Source organism: Streptomyces sp. NPDC097617 (assembly GCF_044761485.1).
In the GTDB taxonomy this organism is placed as follows: Bacteria; Actinomycetota; Actinomycetes; order Streptomycetales; family Streptomycetaceae; genus Streptomyces.
Window position 1 is genome coordinate 128,290 of sequence record NZ_JBIWCL010000013.1, and the last position, 19,755, is coordinate 148,044.

The 19,755-nt window shown below is 70.9% G+C and carries 18 protein-coding genes, 1 pseudogene and 1 riboswitch; of the genes and pseudogenes, 13 read left to right on the forward strand and 6 right to left on the reverse strand.

What is annotated here, in order from left to right; translation table 11 throughout:
* Positions 1–157 precede the first annotated feature (157 nt).
* The 7 genes from ACIQZO_RS21710 to ACIQZO_RS21740 all read left to right on the forward strand — a co-directional run bounded on the left by ACIQZO_RS21710 (position 158) and on the right by ACIQZO_RS21740 (position 8,227).
* Positions 158–2,485 (forward strand): choice-of-anchor A family protein, encoded by a 2,328-nt coding sequence (locus tag ACIQZO_RS21710; protein WP_403628367.1) that lies wholly within the window; start codon positions 158–160, stop codon positions 2,483–2,485.
* A 178-nt stretch (positions 2,486–2,663) separates the two neighbouring features.
* Complete coding sequence (locus tag ACIQZO_RS21715; protein ID WP_403628369.1) at positions 2,664–3,902, forward strand: Ig-like domain-containing protein; 1,239 nt, start codon at positions 2,664–2,666, stop codon at positions 3,900–3,902.
* 105 nt (positions 3,903–4,007) lie between these two features.
* Positions 4,008–4,775, forward strand: a complete 768-nt coding sequence (locus ACIQZO_RS21720) for an enoyl-CoA hydratase/isomerase family protein (protein WP_403628371.1) — start codon at positions 4,008–4,010, stop codon at positions 4,773–4,775.
* Positions 4,776–5,031: 256 nt separating this feature from the next.
* Positions 5,032–5,544 carry an ATP-binding protein gene (locus ACIQZO_RS21725; protein ID WP_403628373.1) on the forward strand — a complete coding sequence of 171 codons (513 nt, stop codon included), beginning with the start codon at positions 5,032–5,034 and terminating at the stop codon, positions 5,542–5,544.
* 362 nt (positions 5,545–5,906) lie between these two features.
* Positions 5,907–6,719: a polysaccharide deacetylase family protein gene (locus ACIQZO_RS21730; RefSeq protein ID WP_403628375.1), complete on the forward strand. Its 813-nt coding sequence runs from the start codon at positions 5,907–5,909 to the stop codon at positions 6,717–6,719.
* Entirely contained in the window at positions 6,716–7,903 is a 1,188-nt protein-coding gene (locus ACIQZO_RS21735; protein WP_403628377.1) for a YncE family protein, read from the forward strand. Before ACIQZO_RS21730 ends, ACIQZO_RS21735 begins: the two co-directional genes overlap by 4 nt.
* A gap of 111 nt (positions 7,904–8,014) precedes the next feature.
* Positions 8,015–8,227: an EF-hand domain-containing protein gene (locus tag ACIQZO_RS21740; RefSeq protein ID WP_403628379.1), complete on the forward strand. Its 213-nt coding sequence runs from the start codon at positions 8,015–8,017 to the stop codon at positions 8,225–8,227.
* Between the two features lie 73 nt (positions 8,228–8,300).
* On the opposite strand, the gene ACIQZO_RS21745 is transcribed toward ACIQZO_RS21740, so the two are convergent.
* The gene (locus tag ACIQZO_RS21745; RefSeq protein ID WP_403628381.1) at positions 8,301–8,849 is read right to left on the reverse strand and encodes a PadR family transcriptional regulator; all 549 of its coding nucleotides are present in this window, start codon (positions 8,847–8,849) and stop codon (positions 8,301–8,303) included.
* Positions 8,850–8,920: 71 nt separating this feature from the next.
* On the opposite strand from ACIQZO_RS21745, the pseudogene ACIQZO_RS21750 reads away from it, so the two are divergent.
* Positions 8,921–9,427 (forward strand): annotated as a pseudogene (locus tag ACIQZO_RS21750) (hypothetical protein).
* A gap of 97 nt (positions 9,428–9,524) precedes the next feature.
* Positions 9,525–10,169, forward strand: a complete 645-nt coding sequence (locus tag ACIQZO_RS21755) for a dihydrofolate reductase family protein (RefSeq protein ID WP_403628383.1) — start codon at positions 9,525–9,527, stop codon at positions 10,167–10,169.
* A 70-nt stretch (positions 10,170–10,239) separates the two neighbouring features.
* Here ACIQZO_RS21755 and ACIQZO_RS21760 read toward each other — a convergent pair whose 3' ends face one another.
* The 5 genes from ACIQZO_RS21760 to gcvT all read right to left on the reverse strand — a co-directional run bounded on the left by ACIQZO_RS21760 (position 10,240) and on the right by gcvT (position 15,489).
* Positions 10,240–10,746, reverse strand: coding sequence for a hypothetical protein (locus ACIQZO_RS21760; protein WP_403628385.1), 507 nt, complete (start codon positions 10,744–10,746; stop codon positions 10,240–10,242).
* 137 nt (positions 10,747–10,883) lie between these two features.
* Entirely contained in the window at positions 10,884–12,266 is a 1,383-nt protein-coding gene (locus ACIQZO_RS21765) for an L-serine ammonia-lyase (protein ID WP_403628387.1), read from the reverse strand.
* A gap of 353 nt (positions 12,267–12,619) precedes the next feature.
* Positions 12,620–13,876: a serine hydroxymethyltransferase gene (glyA, locus tag ACIQZO_RS21770; RefSeq protein ID WP_403628389.1), complete on the reverse strand. Its 1,257-nt coding sequence runs from the start codon at positions 13,874–13,876 to the stop codon at positions 12,620–12,622.
* A gap of 15 nt (positions 13,877–13,891) precedes the next feature.
* The gene (gene gcvH, locus ACIQZO_RS21775) at positions 13,892–14,272 is read right to left on the reverse strand and encodes a glycine cleavage system protein GcvH (RefSeq protein WP_319722092.1); all 381 of its coding nucleotides are present in this window, start codon (positions 14,270–14,272) and stop codon (positions 13,892–13,894) included.
* Between the two features lie 101 nt (positions 14,273–14,373).
* On the reverse strand, positions 14,374–15,489 hold the full coding sequence (gene gcvT / locus ACIQZO_RS21780; protein ID WP_403628392.1) for a glycine cleavage system aminomethyltransferase GcvT: 1,116 nt from the start codon (positions 15,487–15,489) through the stop codon (positions 14,374–14,376).
* Between the two features lie 172 nt (positions 15,490–15,661).
* Positions 15,662–15,765: riboswitch (glycine riboswitch) on the reverse strand.
* 206 nt (positions 15,766–15,971) lie between these two features.
* Here gcvT and ACIQZO_RS21785 point away from each other — a divergent pair.
* The 4 genes from ACIQZO_RS21785 to ACIQZO_RS21800 all read left to right on the forward strand — a co-directional run bounded on the left by ACIQZO_RS21785 (position 15,972) and on the right by ACIQZO_RS21800 (position 19,727).
* A complete protein-coding gene (locus ACIQZO_RS21785; RefSeq protein ID WP_403628394.1) occupies positions 15,972–16,628 on the forward strand; it encodes an AAA family ATPase in 657 nt (218 codons plus the stop codon).
* 89 nt (positions 16,629–16,717) lie between these two features.
* The gene (locus ACIQZO_RS21790; RefSeq protein WP_403628396.1) at positions 16,718–17,452 is read left to right on the forward strand and encodes an enhanced serine sensitivity protein SseB; all 735 of its coding nucleotides are present in this window, start codon (positions 16,718–16,720) and stop codon (positions 17,450–17,452) included.
* 92 nt (positions 17,453–17,544) lie between these two features.
* Complete coding sequence (locus tag ACIQZO_RS21795) at positions 17,545–18,285, forward strand: enhanced serine sensitivity protein SseB C-terminal domain-containing protein (RefSeq protein WP_403628398.1); 741 nt, start codon at positions 17,545–17,547, stop codon at positions 18,283–18,285.
* A gap of 446 nt (positions 18,286–18,731) precedes the next feature.
* Complete coding sequence (locus tag ACIQZO_RS21800) at positions 18,732–19,727, forward strand: ABC transporter permease (RefSeq protein ID WP_403628400.1); 996 nt, start codon at positions 18,732–18,734, stop codon at positions 19,725–19,727.
* Positions 19,728–19,755 lie beyond the last annotated feature (28 nt).

Consider the following 19,755-nt stretch of genomic DNA (forward strand, 5'->3'; position numbering starts at 1 on the left):
CACCCGGGGTCCCGGCCGCACACGCCCGCGCCCAGGCCCGGGAGAGTGATCGCTGTGATCGAAATGCCGTAGCGCAGAGTGTCCCCACCGCGCCCCGCCGAAGCCTGCCTCCAGCCTGTCCATGCACATCAGGGCAGCAGGCAACGGACGGAGCGTCATGTCAGCCAGGAACTGGACCCTCGGGCTCGCGATCGGAGCCCTACTGGCCTCCGCCGCGCCCGCGGCCTTCGCACAGGGGCCCGGCGGCGACCGCCCGGCGGCGGTCGCCAGAGCCCCGCTTCCCGGGGGGCTGGGGCCCTGCGTGCCGGGCGACTGCCCCCACCCGTACCCGCCCGTCGGCAGCGACGGCGTCCCGCAGGGCCGCGACAACGGCATCAACATCTTCGCGGGCGGCGACTTCCGGGTCCGGGGCCGGGCCTCCGAGGCCGAGGGCAGGCTCGTCGTCCTCGGCGACTTCGACCAGAACAAGCAGGCGGGCGGGGACAGCCGCTACAACGTCGGCATCGTCGGAGCCGGATCGAGGGTGCCCCCGCCCGTCGGCGCCGACTTCCTCACCACCGGCGGCTCGATCACCGTCGCGGCGGGCCAACGCCTGCTCGCCGACGGCGGTGTGGTCCGCCACGCGGGCACCGTCACCGGCACGGTCACGGGCCGCCCGGTCCAGGACCCCGCCGCCGTCACCCCGTACGCGGGACTGCGCGACCGGCTCAGCGCCGCCAGCCAGTGCTACGCACGGGTGGCCGGGCAGTCCCGCCCGGCCACCGGCACGGCCGTCAACAGCGGCTTCGAGACCGTGTTCACCGGCGACGGCACCTCCGCGCTCCAGGTCTTCACCGTCGACGCGAACCTGGTCGGCAGCGGGGGTGGCCAGCAGGGCATCCGGTTCGCCCGCATCCCGGCCAGGGCCACCGTGCTGGTGAACGTCCTGGGCGCCACGCGCACGATCAACACGTACAGCGGCGGCATCGCGGACAGCGATCCCCTCAACGCCTACCGCGACCGGCTGCTGTGGAACTTCCCGGACGCCACCACCGTGAACCTGACCGGTGGCGGCCAGTTCCAGGGCAGCTTCCTGATGGGGCAGCAGTCCTCGCAGACCGTCGTCACCCTGCCCGGCATCAACGGGCGCTTCTTCACCACCGGCTCCGTCACCCACGGCAGCAGCACGACCGGGGGCGGCGGACAGGAGTTCCACGCCTACCCCTTCAACGGCGACCTGCCCGGGTGCGACGGCCCGGTCCCGGTGACCGGATCGGTCTCGGTCCTCAAGCGGGACGCGGTGACGGGCGAGGCGCTGCGGGGCGCGCAGTTCGAGCTGTGGCGCGAGACGAACGGGACGGAGGGCCTGCAGGACACCGCACCGGACGCCGACACCCTGGTGGCCGAGTGCACCACCCCGGCCTCCGGCATCTGTGAGCGGACCACCGAGCCCGGTACCTACTACTGGCGCGAGACCCGGGCGCCGCTCGGCTACGACCTGCCGGCCGACCGCGTCCACGAGCTGACCCTCACGACCGGGAACGCGCAGGCCGGGGTCCGGTTCGAGGCCGACAACCGGCGCACCCCCGAGCCGCCGGACGCCGCCTCGGTCGTGCTGCGCAAGACCGACCGGGCCACCGGTCTGCCGCTGGCCGGCGCGCAGTTCGAGCTGTGGCAGGAGAGCAACGGCCGTACCGGCCTCCAGACGGAGGCGCCCGCCGACACCCGCCTCGACGGGGTCTGCGTGACGGACGCCCGGGGCACCTGCACGGTGGAGCTGCCGGTCGGGCGGACGTACTACTGGCGGGAGACCGCCGCCCCGGTCGGGTACGAGCCTCCCGCCGACCCGGTCACCCGGTTCGACCTGGACCGCGGCGATGTGGCGGACGGCGTCGTCGTCGCCGTCGCGAACACCCCGGTGAACGAGGAGTACGAGGGCTCGATCCGGGTCGTGAAGCAGGACGCCAGGACAAGGCGCCCGCTGCCCGGTGCGGTCTTCGAGGTGTGGCAGGAGACCAACAACACCCCGGGTCTGCAGACGCGCGGCATCAACGCCGACCGCCGCGTAGTCCCGCAGTGCACCACCGACCGGGCCGGTCTCTGCACCTTCGGCCCGCTCCCCGAGGGCTGGTACTACCTGGTCGAGACCGCGGTGCCGCCGGGCTACGTCCTGCCCGCCGACCGGGTCACCGGCCCGCTGCGCCTGGACATCGGCACCCCGGACCGGCGCATCGAGGTCACGGTGCGCAACAAGCCCGTCGACCACGGCAAGGATGAGCACGGGAAGGACAAGCCGAAGCACCCCAAGCACCCCAAGGGCGACCACGGCAAGAACAAGCCCAAGCACCCGAAGGGCGACCACGGCAAGGACAAGCCCAAGCACCCGAAGGGCGACCACGGGAAGGGCAAGCCCAAGCACCCGAAGGGCGACCACGGGAAGGGCAAGCACCCGAAGCACTCCAAGCACTCCAAGCACCCCCAGCACGCGAAGGGCCCCCGGGCCTGACCCCCGCGGCGGCCGCCCCGCGGGTCGGCCGGAACACGCATCGTCCCCGGTCACGGGGGCGGCCGCCGCACCACCGCTCCGGGCAGTTGGGACGGAACGGTGACAAGACCGTGGCTCATCGTGATCCCTCCCTGTGATTACCTGTCAACAGGCGCGCGACAGTCCGCGCGCGGGGGACATGGGGAGAACACGAGTGAACCTGCAGCCGATACGCGGCCGCGCCCGCACCGGCCTGCCGGCCCTTCTGCTGGGGGCGGCCCTGCTGCTCACCACCGCGTGCAGTGGCGGTGGCGCAGGCAACGGCAGCGGCGGCGACGACAATGCCGGGGGTGGCGGCAAGACTGGTACCGAGGCCTCCAAGGCGGTCGTCAGCGTCAAGCCCGACGACGGGGCCAAGGAGGTCGCCACCAGCGGCGTCCTGAAGATAACGAGCACGGGCGGCAAGCTGACCACGGTGACGGTCGCCGACACCAAGGGCAACGCGGTCGAGGGCAAGCTCGCCGACGACGGCGCGAGCTGGGAGCCGGCCCGCCACCTGGCCTCCGCCACCGAGTACAAGGTGCACGCGGTCGCCAAGGACGAGGGCGGCCGGGAGTCGGCCAAGGACACCACCTTCACCACCCTGACCCCGACGAACACCTTCGTGGGCCACTACACCCCCGAGGACGGCTCCACCGTCGGTGTGGGCATGCCGGTCTCGATCAACTTCACCCGGGGGATCACCAACCCCGAGGCCGTCGAGAAGGCCGTCACGGTGACGGCCGAGCCGCCCGTCCAGGTCGAGGGCCACTGGTTCGGCAACGACCGCCTCGACTTCCGCCCCGAGAACTACTGGGCCGCGGGCACCAAGGTCACTGTGAAGCTCGCCCTCGACGGAGTCGAAGGCCGCCCCGGCGTCTACGGCAAGCAGACCCGTACGGTCACCTTCACGATCGGCCGCTCCCAGGTCTCCACCGTCGACGCGAGCGAGAAGGAGATGCAGGTCGTCCGTGACGGCCAGGTCCTCAAGACCGTCCCGATCACCGCGGGCGCCCCGTCGACGACCACGTACAACGGCCAGATGGTCATCAGCGAGAAGTACAAGGTGACCCGGATGAACGGCGCGACCGTCGGCTTCGGCGGCGAGTACGACATCGCCGACGTCCCGCACGCCATGCGCCTGTCGAACTCCGGCACCTTCGTCCACGGCAACTACTGGGCCTCCTCCGGCACCTTCGGCTCGGCGAACGTCAGCCACGGCTGCGTGGGCCTGCGCGACCAGCGCGGCGGCGGCGACCCCGACGCCCCGGCCGCCTGGTTCTTCAACGAGTCGCTGATCGGTGACGTGGTCATCGTGAAGAACTCGAAGGACAAGGAGATCGCCCCGGACAACGGCCTCAACGGCTGGAACATGCCGTGGGCGGAGTGGACCAAGTAGGCGCGGCAAGGATGTCCCGCCCGTCGCGCGGGCGGTAGAAGTGGCCCGGTGCTGTGACCCACAGCACCGGGCCACTTCACGTTAACCGGCGCTAACCTGGCCCGTATGACCCTCTCTCTCGAAGTCTCCGAAGGCGTCGGCACCATCCGCCTGGACCGGCCGCCCATGAACGCCCTGGACATCGCCACCCAGGACCGGCTGCGCGAGCTCGCGGTGGAGGCGACCGACCGCGCCGACGTCCGCGCGGTCATCATCTACGGCGGTGAGAAGGTGTTCGCGGCGGGCGCGGACATCAAGGAGATGCAGACGATGGACCACGCGGCGATGGTCGTCCGGTCCCGCGCGCTCCAGGACGCCTTCACCGCCGTCGCCCGCATCCCCAAGCCCGTCGTCGCGGCCATCACCGGCTACGCGCTGGGCGGAGGTTGCGAACTCGCGCTGTGCGCCGACTACCGGATCGCCGCCGACAACGCCAAGCTCGGCCAGCCCGAGATCCTGCTCGGCCTGATCCCGGGCGCGGGCGGCACCCAGCGGCTGTCCCGGCTGGTGGGACCGTCCAAGGCCAAGGACCTGATCTTCACCGGCCGCATGGTCAAGGCCGACGAGGCACTGACCCTCGGACTGGTCGACCGGGTGGTGCCCGCCGCCGAGGTGTACGAGCAGGCGCACGCCTGGGCCGCGAAGCTGGCGCAGGGTCCGGCGATCGCGCTGCGGGCCGCCAAGGAGTGCGTGGACGCGGGTCTCGAGGCCGACATCGACACCGGCCTGACCATCGAACGCAACTGGTTCGCGGGCCTGTTCGCCACCGAGGACCGCGAGCGCGGAATGCGCAGTTTCGTCGAAGAGGGCCCGGGCAAGGCGAAGTTCGCCTGAGCGGGATCCTCCGGTCGGGTGGGGCGGTCCTCCCTGTGGGTGGATTAGCCAGGGCTTAAGGCAACCTTAAGAAGAAATGGTGATCCACTCGCTGTGATCACTTACGTGCGGGCCGTCACCGCAGGTCAGGGTGTGCGCCGAGGTCCTCTGATTGCCTCCCGCATATGACAGAACACCCCCTTGGATTCGTTGAATCCGGGGGGTGTTTTCCTGTGGAACGACCCGGGAGGGCAGGTCGGCCGTCCATGATGGGTGCATGGCGGGCCTGGAAGGTGTGGAACAGCCGCGGCAGCGCGGCAGTGCTTCGGCGGTACGGCTCACGGCGGCTGTCGAGGACGAACAGGGCCGCAAGGCGCTGGAGTTGTATGGAAATCCGGCCGAAGCGGAAGTGACGCTGCCGTCCATGCCCGAGTCGGCGAGCACCGCGCGCCGGCTCACCCAGTGCGTGGTGATCCGCCTCTGGGGCCTCTCGCCGCAGATCGCCGAGCATGCCGTCCTGCTGGTCTCCGAACTCGTCGGCAACGCGGTCCGGCACACCGGGGCCCGCTCCTTCGGATTGCGCATGCTGCGGCGCCGCGGCTGGATCCGGGTGGAGGTGCGCGATCCCTCGCGCGGACTGCCCTGCCTGATGCCGGTCCACGAGATGGACACCACCGGCCGGGGCCTCTTCCTCGTCGACAAGCTGTCCGACCGCTGGGGTGCGGACTTGCTGCCGCGCGGGAAGATCACGTGGTTCGAGATGCGGGTGGCCGACCGCCAGAACGCCTGAAGCCCCCGTGCGCCGGATGGGCGGTGTGGGGGCCTCATGGGTGCGCCGAGGATCGAAGGGGGTGTGATCCTCGGCGTGATGACTTCGCTCGGGTCAATGGGAAGCCGTGATTCCGACTATGGCAGACGAGGGCCCAAACGCCAAAAGTCTCTACTTGGACATAAGTGGGCAAATAGTAAGACTTTCTAGCTAAATCCTAGGTGAGGTCGGCCACTCACCTCGTAATCTATGAATAAGTATCGACTGCTCTGTGTAAATCGTTGATCACTTAGGGAGTCGACCACCCGGTTGGCCTCTTCTGGCGGATGGCCCGAATTGGGTCAATCATTACCATCCGGGTCATCCACCCCTTAAATGGGCAGGTGCTCTCACAACCAGGCCGCCGCGCGGCCCTGCGCGTGGCCCTGCGCGCGGCCGCCCTCGGGTCGGCCGGCGCCGCCGCTGCCGGCCTCACCGCAGGCTGCGGACGGGGTCGGCCCGCCACCGAGCCCTCCGGCCCGCCGCCGGGATCGCCCCGGCCGGCCCGCCCGGCACAGGCCGCCCCGGCCGCCGCCCCGCGCCGGTTCGCCGGGCAGCCCGTCGAGATCGGCCACGGTCCGCGCGACCGTCCCCGGGTCGCCCTCACCTTCCACGGCAACGGGGACCCGGCCATCGCCCGGGCCGTGCTGGCCGCGGCCGAGAAGGGCGGCGCGCGGGTCACCGTCCTCGCGATCGGATCCTGGCTCGACGCCCACCCCGAGCTGGCCCGCCGCATCCTCGACGGCGGTCACGAGCTCGGCAACCACACCCAGCGCCACCTCGCGATCAACGACATGCCCGAGGCGCAGGCGTACGCCGAGATCACCGGCTGCGCCCAGCGGCTCAAGCGGCTCACCGGCTCCATCGGCACCTGGTTCCGGCCCTCCCAGACCCAGTACGCGACCCCGCTCGTCCAGAAGCTGGCCCAGCGGGCCGGCTACCCGCACGTCCTCTCGTACGACGTGGACTCCCTCGACTTCACCTCGCCCGGCGCCGCGGCCGTCATCCGCACCGTCGCCGGGACGATCCGGCCCGGATCGGTGGTGAGCCTGCACTTCGGCTACGCGGACACGGTCGACGCTATGCCACCCCTCCTCGAAGAACTCGCGCGCCGCAAACTGCGCGCGGTGACCACCACGGAGCTGCTGACCCCATGACGACCACCCGCCTTCCCCGGACTGCCGGCGTGCTGCTGGCAGGGCTGGTCCTCGCCGCCCTGGCAGGCTGCGGATCAGCCGACAAGGGACCCGCCGAGGCGCTCGGCACCAAGGGCCCGGCCGAGCCCGTCAAGGCCGTGCCGGCCGCCCCGCCCGGTCTGCCCGGCATGCCACCGGTCCTCGATCCGAACGACGTCTACGCGGCGGACCGGCCGAACAAGCTCTCCCCCGTGGTCAAGGACTTCCCCTCCCGCATCTATGTGCCGAACACCAACTCCAACACGGTGTCCGTCATCGACCCGCAGACCTACCAGGTCATCGACACCATCCCGGTCGGGGTCCAGCCCCAGCACGTGGTCCCCTCCTGGGACCTGAAGACCCTGTGGGTCAACAACAACCGGGGCCACACGCTCACCCCGATCAACCCGGCCACCGGCGAGGCCGGAAAGCCGGTCGAGGTGCACGACCCGTACAACCTGTACTTCACGCCGAACGGCAAGTACGCGATCGTGATGGCCTCGATGGACAAGGAGCTGGTCTTCCGGGATCCGCACACGATGGACCGGGTCAAGACGGTCCCCGTCACCTGCTACGGCGTCAACCACGCGGACTTCTCCGCCGACGGCCGCTACTTCATCGTGAGCTGCGAGTTCTCCGGCGAACTCCTCAAGGTCGACACCGAGCGGATGGAGGTCGTCGGCCAGCAGAAGCTGCCGTTCGAGGGGGCGATGCCGCAGGACGTCAAGGTCTCCCCGGACGGGAAGACCTTCTACGTCGCCGACATGATGGCGCACGGCATGTGGGTGCTCAGCGGGGACAAGTTCGACATCCCCAAGCTGCTGCCCACGGGCAAGGGCTGCCACGGCCTCTACGTGAGCCGCGACTCCAAGGAGATGTACGTCTCCAACCGGGGTGAGGGCACGGTCTCGGTCTTCAACTTCCCGGAGGGCAAGCTCACCAAGAAGTGGACGCTGCCCGACGGCGGCAGCCCCGACATGGGCGGGGTCTCCGCCGACGGCAAGGTGCTGTGGCTCTCGGGCCGCTACAACTCCGAGGTCTACGCGATCGACACGCAGACCGGCAAGCAGCTCGCCCGGATCCCGGTGGGCGGCGGACCGCACGGGCTCGCCGTGTACCCCCAGCCCGGCCGCTACTCGCTCGGCCACACCGGCATCTTCCGCTGAGCGCGCGGGGCCTGGACGAGGACGGAGGCGGTACGGGACCCGAGGCGGGGGCGGCCGGGGGAGGCCGCTACCCTGGGCCGGTCAACAAGGCATCAAAAAGGAGTGGACCCAGTGGCGGACATCGAGAGCGCACGGACGACGTTCGGCAAGTTCGACGTGAACGGTGACGGCTTCGTCACGGCCGACGAGTTCAAGGCGGCCATGGCTGCCATGGGCGACCCGTTCGTCACCGGCCCCGTCGCGGACGCCGTGATCGCCTCCAAGGACGCGAACGGCGACGGCCTGCTGAGCTTCGACGAGTTCTGGGCCTCTGTGAACAAGTAGTCCCTCCCGCCGCCGCCCCGTCCCGGACCGCCGGGGCGGGGCGGCGCCGTCCGTCCGGGGTCCCGCCCCGGCGTCAGGCCTGCGGGCCGGACATGTCCTCGACCTCGGCGAGGGCCTCCTCCAGCCAGTGCAGCCAGAACGTCTCCAGGGCGATCCCGCCGTGCAGCACGAGCCGGCGCAGCCGGTCCTCCACGGCGTCCCGCCCCGGCGGGAAGTCCTTCTCCTCGATCGCCCCGTACTGCGCGAGCTGGCGCCGGTGCAGTTCCAGATGGCGCCGCAGCTCAGGACCGAGCCCCTGCGGCCCCACCACGCCCGCCGCCCGGATCCGCAGCAGCAGCGGGTCGCGCATCGGCTTGGGGTCCTGGCTCTCGCCGACCCACCGGGCCAGCTCCGCGCCGCCGGCGGGCAGCACCTCGTACTCCTTCTTCTGGCCCCGCACGGGCACCTCGCTGGGCAGCTCCCGGATCAGTCCGGCCTCCTCCAGCCGCCCCAGCTCGCGGTAGATCTGCTGGTGCGTCGCCGACCAGAAGTACCCGATCGACTTGTCGAACCGCCGGGTCAGCTCCAGCCCGGACGAGGGCTTCTCGAGCAGGGCGGTGAGGATGGCGTGCGGCAGGGACATGCCGCCATCCTAGGTACCCGGACGGGTGCGGTCCGCTGGCGGCGCCCGTTCCCCCTGCCGAGGCTGGGGGAGTGGCTGCCTCGTACGACTACTCGGACCTGACCGCCCTCTACGTGAACTGCACCCTCAAACGCTCGCCCGAGATCAGCAACACCGAGGGCCTGATCGACAGGAGCCGCGCCGTCATGGAAGGGGCCGGCGCCCGGACCTCGGTCGTCCGCGCCGTCGATCACGACCTCGCGACCGGGGTCTGGCCCGACATGACCGAGCACGGCTGGGAGAGCGACCAGTGACCGGTCCTCTACAGCTACAGCCTCCAGCACCTCGGCTACGCGATCCCGCCGCAGGCCGACGCGGGCTGGATGGGCGAGGCCGGTCCCGGCCCCTCCTACCTGGACCCCGGCTCGGGCGGCCCCGAGAACGACTTCACCCACCGCAACACCACCTTCATGTCCTGGAACCTGATGCACCTGGCCGCCCTGCTCAAGCGCTCGGGCGGCATCCCGGCGCACGGCAACCAGCGCTCGGAGTGGGACGCGGGCTGCCGCTTCGACTTCCCCAACCCCGAGCACCGCTGAGCCCGCGCCGGGGAAGCGAGCGAAACGGTGGGTCGCACGGCGATGAGTTCTCCCCGCCCGGGCGGTCTCCACGGTGTCGACCCCATGGGAGGAAGTCGTGCCGCAACTGCTGAGAGTCCAGAACTTCACCGTCTCGCATGACGGATTCGGGGCCGGTGAGCACCAGAGCCTGGAGCGGCCGTTCGGCTCCGCCGACCCCCGGGAGATGTTCGCCTGGGCCGGAGCCACGGCGAGCTGGCCCATGCGCACCGATCCCGGCGGGAGCCGTGGCCTCGACGACTACCTGACGCGGGACTACCCGCGCAATATCGGCGCCGAGATCATGGGCCGCAACAAGTTCGGGCCCCAGCGCGGCCCCTGGGCCGACCACGACTGGCGCGGCTGGTGGGGTGAGGAGCCGCCGTTCCACACGCCCGTCTTCGTCATGACCCACCACACGCGCCCCTCGTTCACGCTCTCCGACACCACGTTCCACTTCGTCGGCGAGGACCCGGCCACGGTGCTCGGCATGGCGCGGGACGCGGCGCGGGGCAAGGACGTCCGGCTCGGCGGCGGCGCGACCACCATCCGGGAGTTCCTCGACGCCGGCCTCGTCGACACCCTGCACGTGGCGGTCTCGCCGGTGGAGATCGGATCAGGGGTGCGGCTCTGGGAGTCGCCCGAGGAGCTCCTCGACCGTTTCCACCTCGACGTCGTGCCCAGCGCGAGCGGTGTGACGCACCATCTGTTCTGGCGCAGGTGACATCTGCCCGGAGCCGGCACGGCGAGGGCCCGGAGCGTGGGACGCCCCGGGCCCGGCGGACGGCACCGGTTCAGTGCGCGATGTCCACGACGTACCGCTCCGGCGCGTGCAGGGCGAACGCGCGGTAGTACGGCAGGGTGTCGAAGGCGGCGCCGAAGGTCACGTACCCCTCGTAGTCGCCGGTCAGGGCGATGCCCTTGAGCTTGCTGAGGTTGATCTTCTGGAGCTTGGGCCCCTGGTAGACGTTCCCACCCGCTTCGTTGTGCGCGGCGGCGGGGTTGAGACGGATCTCCAGGAAGTACTTCCCGGCCAGCGGCACGGGCTTTCCGGAACCGTCGTAGACCAGTTGCGGGACGGGAGTGACGGTCGCCGTGGGGACGTACCCCTGCACATCGATGACGATCCGGTCGTACGAGGGGTGCCCGGCCCAGCGGGCGTTGACGACGAGCGGGGTCTGGGCCTGGGTCCTGGTGGAGGTGGCGGAGGAGGCCGAGGCAGGTGCGGCGAAGGAGAGGCAGGCGGCGAGCAGTACGCCGGTTGCCAGGGCCACGGACTGCCGGAGACGGGCGTTGATCATGACGTCCCCTCGTTTCTCGAGAGACGGGGACTGGTGGCACAGCCTAGGACGCCGCCTCGGACACCGCGGTTCCGCTTCGGGCAGCAGAGAGGGGCCCGGCGAACGCGCCGGGCCCCTCTCGTGTCACGTGGTGCGCGTCAGCACTCGATGACGTTGACCGCGAGGCCGCCGCGGGCGGTCTCCTTGTACTTGACCTTCATATCGGCGCCGGTCTCCTTCATGGTCTTGATGACCTTGTCGAGGGACACCTTGTGGCTGCCGTCGCCGCGCATCGCCATCCGGGCCGCGGTGACGGCCTTGACCGCCGCCATGCCGTTGCGCTCGATGCACGGGATCTGCACGAGGCCGCCGACCGGGTCGCAGGTCAGCCCCAGGTTGTGCTCCATGCCGATCTCGGCCGCGTTCTCGACCTGCTCCGGGGTACCGCCGAGGACCTCGGCGAGGGCGCCGGCCGCCATCGAGCAGGCGGAGCCCACCTCGCCCTGGCAGCCGACCTCGGCGCCGGAGATCGAGGCGTTCTCCTTGAAGAGCATGCCGATCGCGCCCGCCGCGAGCAGGAAGCGGACCACGCCGTCCTCGTCCGCGCCCGGCACGAAGTTCATGTAGTAGTGGAGCACCGCCGGCAGGACGCCCGCGGCGCCGTTGGTCGGCGCGGTCACGACCCGGCCGCCCGCCGCGTTCTCCTCGTTGACCGCCATCGCGTAGATCGTGGCCCACTCGCTGCGGTGCAGCATCGGGTCGCCCTCGGTGCGCAGCTGGCGCGCCGTGGAGGCGGCCCTGCGCTTGACCCGCAGGCCGCCGGGGAGGATGCCCTCGCGGGACATGCCGCGCGAGACGCAGGACTGCATGACGCGCCAGATCTCCAGGAGGCCCTCGCGGATCTCCTCCTCCGTGCGCCAGGTCTTCTCGTTCTCCAGCATCAGGGAGGAGATCGACAGCCCGGTCTCGTTCGCGAGGCGCAGCATTTCGTCGCCGGAGCGGAAGGGGTACTTCAGCACCGTGTCGTCGAGCTTGATCCGGGCCTCGCCGACCGCGTCCTCGTCCACGACGAAGCCGCCGCCGACCGAGTAGTAGGTCTTCTCCAGCAGCGGGGTGCCCGCGCTGTCGTACGCGAAGAGCGTCATGCCGTTCGCGTGGTACGGCAGGGAGCGCCGGCGGTGCAGGATCAGCTGGTTCGGCTCGTCGAAGGCGATCTCGTGGACATCGCCTATCTCCGCGCCCAGCAGCCGCAGCCGGCCGCTCTTGCGGATGCGCTCGACCTCGTCGTCGGCGGTCTCGACGTTCACGGTGCGGGGGGAGTGGCCCTCCAGGCCGAGCAGCACCGCCTTGGGGGTGCCGTGTCCGTGGCCGGTCGCGCCGAGGGAGCCGAAGAGCTCGGCCCGGACGGAGGCGGTCTGGGCCAGCACGCCGTCCTTCTTCAGCCGCGTCACGAACATGCGCGCGGCCCGCATCGGACCGACCGTGTGGGAGGAGGAGGGGCCGATACCGATGGAGAAGAGGTCGAAGACGGAGATGGCCACGGTGGCGGACTCCCTTGTCTGCTCGTGGGGTGGGAGGGGGGCAGGAGCGGCGGATTATTCGGATTTTGTCCGGTAGACGAGCTTAACGCGGCGATGTGAACGTCCCGACTGCCGGACGAGGTGGGATGGATTACGTGGACGGGGCCGGCGGGTGCCGGTCCAGGGTCCCGGGGGCCCGTACGCCCGGCGGGGGACGGCGCCGGGGCCGTCGGACGGGCAGTGGGGCGGGCGAAGAGGCGGGGAGGGCTGGGCCGCGCACGGCCGGGTGCGGCCGTGTGCGGAGAAGAAAAGAGGGGCCCGGCCTGTGCGGGAACAAGGCCGGGCCCCTCCGTGGCCGGTGACCGGCCCCCCGGCTAGAGCGTCGGGTACAGCGGGAACTTCGCGGCGAGCGCGGAGACGCGCGCCTTCAGGGCCTCGCCGTCGTACGCGGGCTTCAGCGCCGCCGCGATGATCTCGGCGACCTCGGTGAAGGCCTCGGCGTCGAAACCGCGGGTGGCCAGCGCCGGCGTACCGATCCGCAGACCCGAGGTGACCATCGGCGGCCGCGGGTCGTTCGGGATGGCGTTGCGGTTGACCGTGATGCCGACCTCGTGGAGGCGGTCCTCGGCCTGCTGACCGTCCAGCTCGGAGTTGCGCAGGTCGACCAGGACCAGGTGCACGTCGGTGCCACCGGTGAGGACGTCCACGCCCACGGCCTTGACGTCGTCCTGGACCAGACGGGCGGCGAGGATCTTCGCACCCTCCAGGGTGCGCTCCTGGCGCTCCTTGAACTCGGGCGAGGCCGCGACCTTGAAGGAGACCGCCTTGGCCGCGATCACGTGCTCCAGCGGACCGCCCTGCTGACCGGGGAAGACCGCGGAGTTGATCTTCTTGGCCAGCTCCTGCGTCGACAGGATCACACCGCCGCGCGGACCGCCGAGGGTCTTGTGCGTGGTGGTGGTGACGACGTGGGCGTGCGGCACCGGGTTCGGGTGCAGACCCGCGGCGACCAGGCCGGCGAAGTGCGCCATGTCGACCATCAGGAACGCGCCGACCTCGTCCGCGATGCGGCGGAAGGCGGCGAAGTCCAGCTGGCGCGGGTAGGCGGACCAGCCGGCGACGATCAGCTGCGGCTTGGACTCCTTGGCGAGGCGCTCGACCTCGGCCATGTCGACCTCGCCGGTCTCGTCGACGTGGTAAGGGACCACGTTGTAGAGCTTGCCGGAGAAGTTGATCTTCATGCCGTGGGTCAGGTGACCGCCGTGGGCCAGGTTCAGGCCCATGATCGTGTCGCCCGGCTTGATCAGCGCGAACATCGCGGCGGCGTTCGCCTGCGCACCGGAGTGCGGCTGGACGTTCGCGGCCTCGGCGCCGAACAGCGCCTTGATGCGGTCGATGGCGATCTGCTCGACCACGTCGACGTGCTCGCAGCCGCCGTAGTAGCGGCGGCCGGGGTAGCCCTCGGCGTACTTGTTGGTCAGGACCGATCCCTGGGCCTCCATGACGGCGACCGGAGCGAAGTTCTCCGACGCGATCATTTCCAGGGTGGACTGCTGGCGTACGAGCTCGGCGTCGACAGCGGCGGCGACGTCCGGGTCGAGCTCGTGGAGCGGGGTGTTCAGTACAGACATCAGGATCCCCTGGGGTCAGTTACCGGCGGTGAGCTTGGTGTACTCCTCGAAGGACAGCGTGTCCTTCGGCTCCTCCGAGAGGCGGACCTTGAAGAGCCAGCCACCCTCGAAGGGGGCGGTGTTCACGAGCGCCGGGTCGTCCACGACGTCCTGGTTGGCCTCGACGATCTCACCGGTGACGGGGGAGTACAGGTCGCTGACCGACTTCGTCGACTCCAGCTCGCCGCAGGTCTCGCCCTCGGTCACGGTCTCGCCGACCTCGGGGAGCTGGGCGTAGACGACGTCACCGAGCGCGTTGGCCGCGAACTCCGTGATACCGACCGTCGCGACGCCGTCCACGGCGTCCGACAGCCACTCGTGCTCCTTGGTGTAACGCAGCTTCTCGGGGTTGCTCATGACCTGATTCTCCTGGATACGGGGGAGTGGATACGAACTGCGGTCTTGGGTACTGAGACGGCGCCGTACGGGTTCCCGTACGGCGGACGTGGTGCGTGGGGCTACTTCTGCCGCTTGTAGAACGGCAGGGCCACGACCTCGTACGGCTCATGCGTACCGCGAATGTCGATGCCGACGCCGGAGGTACCGGGCGCGGCGTGCGCCGCGTCCACGTACGCCATCGCGATCGGCTTGCCCAGCGTCGGGGACGGGGCGCCGGAGGTGACCTCGCCGATGACCTGACCGTCGGCGACGACCGGGAACCCGGCGCGCGGAACGCGGCGGCCCTCGGCGATCAGACCGACCAGCTTGCGCGGCGGCAACGCGCCGGCCCGCTCGGCGGCGGCCTCCAGCGCGGCGCGGCCGACGAAGTCGCCCTCCTTCTCGAACTTCACGACCCGGCCCAGGCCCGCGTCGAACGGGGTGAGGGAGGTGGTCAGCTCGTGCCCGTACAGCGGCATGCCCGCTTCCAGGCGCAGGGTGTCGCGGCAGGACAGGCCGGCCGGGACCAGGCCGACGCCCTCGCCGGCCTTGGTCAGCGCCTGCCACAGCTCGACGGCGTGCTCGGGGGAGACGAACAGCTCGAAGCCGTCCTCGCCCGTGTAGCCCGTACGCGCGATCAGCGCGGGCACGCCTGCGACGGTGCCCGGCAGGCCGGCGTAGTACTTGAGGCCGTCCAGGTCGGCGTCGGTCAGGGACGCCAGGATGCCGGGGGACTGCGGACCCTGCACCGCGAGCAGCGCGTACGCGTCGCGGTCGTCGCGGACCACGGTGTCGAAGCCGGCGGCACGCTCGGTCAGGGCGTCCAGGACGACCTGGGCGTTGGAGGCGTTGGCGACGACCATGTACTCGGTCTCGCCGAGGCGGTAGACGATCAGGTCGTCGACGATCCCGCCGTCCTCCTGACAGATGTGCGTGTAGCGGGCGCGGCCGACACCGACGGTGGAGATGTTGCCGACCAGCGCGTGGTCCAGGGCCTTGACGGCCTCCGGGCCGGTCAGCGTGATCTCGCCCATGTGGGACAGGTCGAAGAGACCGGCCCTGGTGCGTACGGCGTTGTGTTCGTCGCGCTCGCTGGCGTACCGCAGCGGCATGTCCCAGCCCGCGAAGTCGGTCATGGTCGCACCGAGCGAGCGGTGCAGCGCATCGAGGGCGGTCAGGCGGGGGGCAGTGCTCATGGGTGTGGCTCCCGGGTCCCAGGGCATCGACATGACATGACGAGGACGTTCCTCCCCATCTGTCATCGGAACCTGAGAGGTTCGCCGAGAGTTCCACCGATCAGCAGATCGCCGGGTCTCATCGACTTGCACCTTGGGTGGAGCTGCGCAGCAGCTCGCTTTTCAGATCTGCCTCATCCACGCGGTTCGGGGCCTGAGAGATTCAAGGGAGGTTCTTGCTCCTTCGGCGCCCGCGCACGGCCTTGCGGCGTGCCGGGACTCTCCCGCGCGGATTCAAGCGGCCGGTATGCAGTTGGTCCAGATGGCGCACATCATTGCACGCGATGCCCGGCATCGGGCGGTGGGGGCCGAAAGTTCGTACGGCCCTCCGAAGGGTCGGACCGGAACCGGGGCCGCCGGATTACCGTCTCTTTACACTCAGTGGGCAAGGGTCCTGGTGACCCGATTCGGGGGAGGCGAACACTGTGCGGAGATTCGGAGTGGTGACGACGACGGGAACCGTGGAAGCGGTGCCGGCGCAGCGCGGCGCGCGCGAGCGCGGGAAGGCGGCCGACACCGGTCTCGGCCCCGTGCGCGACCTGCGCGGACCCGCCGCGCGCACCCCCGAGCCGCTCGGCTTCGCGGCCGGGGACATCGTCGTGGTGTCCGGCCTGCCCGGCGGTGGCAAGAGCACCCTGATCAAGCGGACGGCCGCCGAGGGCGGGGCCGTCGACTCCCAGGACGCCCGTGAGCGCTGGGAGCGGCGCATGCCCGCGGCGCTCCCGTACGCGGTGTACCGGCCGCTGGTGCGCGCCGCCCACTACTGGGGGCTGTGGCGGATCCTGAGCTCCGGGGCCTCCGTGGTCGTCCACGACTGCGGCACGCAGAGCTGGGTACGGGGGCTGCTCGCGGCCGCCGCGCGCCGCCGCGGCCGGGCGCTGCACCTGCTCCTGCTGGACAGCAGCCCCGAGGAGGCGCTCTCCGGCCAGGCCGCGCGCGGCCGCCGGGTGTCCGCGTACGCCTTCGCCCGCCACCGCGGCGCGGTGACCCGGCTGCTCCGCGAGGCCGAAGCGGGCCGCCCGCCCGCGGGCTGCGCCTCGGCGACCCTGCTGGACCGCCGCTCGGCCGCCGCCGTGACCGGGATCCACTTCCACGGCTGAGCCCCGGCGGACGGCGCGCCCCCGGGCCCGATAACCTCGGCACGACACGCGCGGGATTCACACGTACACAGCAACGGGGGCAGGGGCAGATGCAGGGCAGCGGCTGGCCGGGGAATGAGCTGGAGCAGGTGCTCGGGGCGGCGCTCGGGCAGCCGGACGCCGGGGGCCGGATCCTGGAGGTCCTCGCGCGCAGCCAGGTGTGGGTGCCGCTGCCGGGCGGTGCCGCGGCGACGACGGCCGGGCTGGACCTGCCCACGATGGACATCGGCGGAGCGGCGTACGTCCCCGTCTACAGCTCCGAGGCCCAGTTCCTGGCCTGCGCCGGCCCCGGCATGGACTTCGCGGTGGCTCCCGCCGTGGAGTTCGCCCGCGGGCTGCCCCCGCAGCTGGGCCTCGCCCTCAACCCCGAGGGCGCCGTCGGCGTACCGCTCCCGCCGCCCGCCGTCGCCGAGCTCTGCCGCGCCGGGCGGAGCCCGCTCGACGGCCCCGCCACCGGCGGCCGCGTCCGGCTCTACGAGCCCGACTGGCAGGACGACCCGGTGGACTTCCTGGCCGCGGCCGCCGAGGAGTTCCGCGCCACCGGGGTGATCGCCGCCGCGCACCGCTGCCTCGCCAGCGTCGAGGGCGGGGCGCCCCAGCTGTTCATCGGTGTCCGCCTGGTGGGATGGGAACCCGAGATGCAGGGCGCGCCGATGGAGGCCCTCGGACGGGCCCTGACGCGCGTCCCGCCGCCGTGGCCCGTGCAGTTGATCCTGCTGGACGCCGTCCAGGACCCGGTCACGGACTGGATTCGTGAGCGCGTACGCCCCTTCTACCTGCCGTAGGGCCGCTTAAGCTGGTTACATCTCCTGGCCGCACGCGTGATGCCGGCCGGAGGGCACGCGTGGAGCGACGGGCGGACGAAGAGGGGTACCGGGTGAGTGCGTCAGGCACGGCCGCGGCCGGGCAGGTCGAGCACATGATGCGCCAGGTGACTCCCGGGCGCTACGAGAGTTACGAGTCGCTTCTGCATGCCCTCTCCGAGGGCCGGCTGTGGATGCTGCTCTGGCAGGGGCAGCCGGGCTCACCGGACGCCCAGTACGGCGGTATGGAGGTCGAGAGCCTCGGCTACGCGCCGTGCGTCACCTCGCCGCAGGAGCTGGCCGCCAGCGGCTGGAACCGGGGCTACGAGGTGGTCACCGGGCGGGACATCGCCCGCGCGCTGTACCCGGACCGCTGGGGCCTGTGGCTCAACCCGCACGCACAGGGCGGCGGCCTCGGCGTGCCCTGGGCCGACCTGCGCCGGATCGCCACCGGTCTGGATCGGATGCCGGCCGGGCCGCTGCGCCTGGCCGAGCCGGCGATCGAGCTCCCGCAGTTCTACGGACTGCTGACCCAGCACGCGCACCGCACCCCGGCCGTCCGGTCGCTGCGCCGCGCCTGGGTGCAGCCCGCGCTCGGGTCCCCGTACCTCGCGGTCGGGCTCGACCTGTACGACGCCTCCGCGCCCGCGCTGGAATCCGTACGGGAGATGATGCGCCAGTCGGTCGGGGTGGTCCCCGAGGGGGTCCCGGTGTGCACGGTCGCGCTCGCCGACGAGCACGACCCCGTGGCGATGTGGCTGCGCGCGCAGGCCCGCCCCTTCTACGACCGTGAGGGCCAGGCACCCGGGTACTGACCCGGGGGCCCGGAGGGCCCGCTTCCGCGATATCCGCATATGGAGACATCCATCTCGAAGGCCGCACCGGTCCCATCGGTGCGGCCTTCGGCATATCCGGTGAATCCGCCCAAGATTCACGCCCGAAAGGGCAGTTGGGCGAGATGTCCGTTCCGTGCCGAACGGGCGGTGTTTCACCGCTCAACAGATCCCGGGGTTCGGATAACGGAAGGTGTAGGCGTAGATCACGGTTGCGCATCACATCCCCGGCAGGTCTGGCGGGCGCTCAAGAGGGCGTTGAAGACTCCACCCCACCGAAGGCCGGTCCAACGCGCAAGCACCAGCTCTTCACGTGCACTTCAGGCACATTTCTCGCCAATCGCACCACCAGCGACACCGATTGAACCAAGCCGCCACAGCGGCGGGCATGGGCCGGCCACCGTCGGCCGAGAGGGGTCCCCACCACGATGACGGCACCACTGCACGACACCAGCGCGGCCGAGCCCGCGGCCGTGGCCACCCCCGAGGTTCCGCAGAAGGCGATCGAGGGCCGCTCCCCGTGGCAGATCGCCTGGCTGCGACTCAAGCGCGACAAGGTCGCGCTGGCCGGCGGCGTCATCGTGCTGCTGCTGATCCTCGTCGCGATCTTCGCGCCGCTGATCGTCAAGGCTTTCGGCCACCCGCCGGAAGAGCTGCACGAGGACCTCCTCGACCCGCTGCTCGGCCTGCCGATGGGCGACTGGGGCGGTATGAGCGGCGACTTCCTGCTCGGCATCGAGCCGGTCAACGGACGCGACGTCTTCAGCCGGATCGTCTACGGCGCCCGGATCTCGCTGCTGGTGGCCTTCCTGTCCGCCTTCGTGGCGGTTTCGCTGGGCACTTTCTTCGGCATCATCGCCGGCTACTTCGGCGGCTGGGTCGACGCGGCCATCAGCCGGGTCATGGACCTGCTGCTGGCCTTCCCGCAGCTGCTCTTCATCATCGCGCTGATCTCCGTCATCCCCAACAAGCTTTGGGGCTTCGAGGGATCGGGCCTGCGCATCGCCGTCCTGGTGCTGGTCATCGGCTTCTTCGGCTGGCCGTACATCGGCCGCATCGTCCGCGGCCAGACCCTGTCGCTGCGCGAACGCGAGTACGTGGAGGCCGCGCGCAGCCTCGGTGCCGGCCGCTTCTACATCCTCTTCCGCGAACTGCTCCCGAACCTGGTGGCGCCCATCACGGTCTACGCGACGCTGATGATCCCCACCAACGTGCTGACCGAGGCGGCCCTCAGCTTCCTCGGAGTCGGCGTCAAGCCGCCAACGCCGTCCTGGGGAGAAACCCTCTCCACGGCCGTGCGTACCTACGAGGACGATCCGCTCTTCATGATCTTCCCCGGCGTGGCGATCTTCATCACCGTGCTGGCCTTCAACCTCTTCGGCGACGGCGTCCGTGACGCCCTCGACCCGAAGGGCTCCCGCTAGCCGACGCAGGGCCAACCAGGAACCGGCT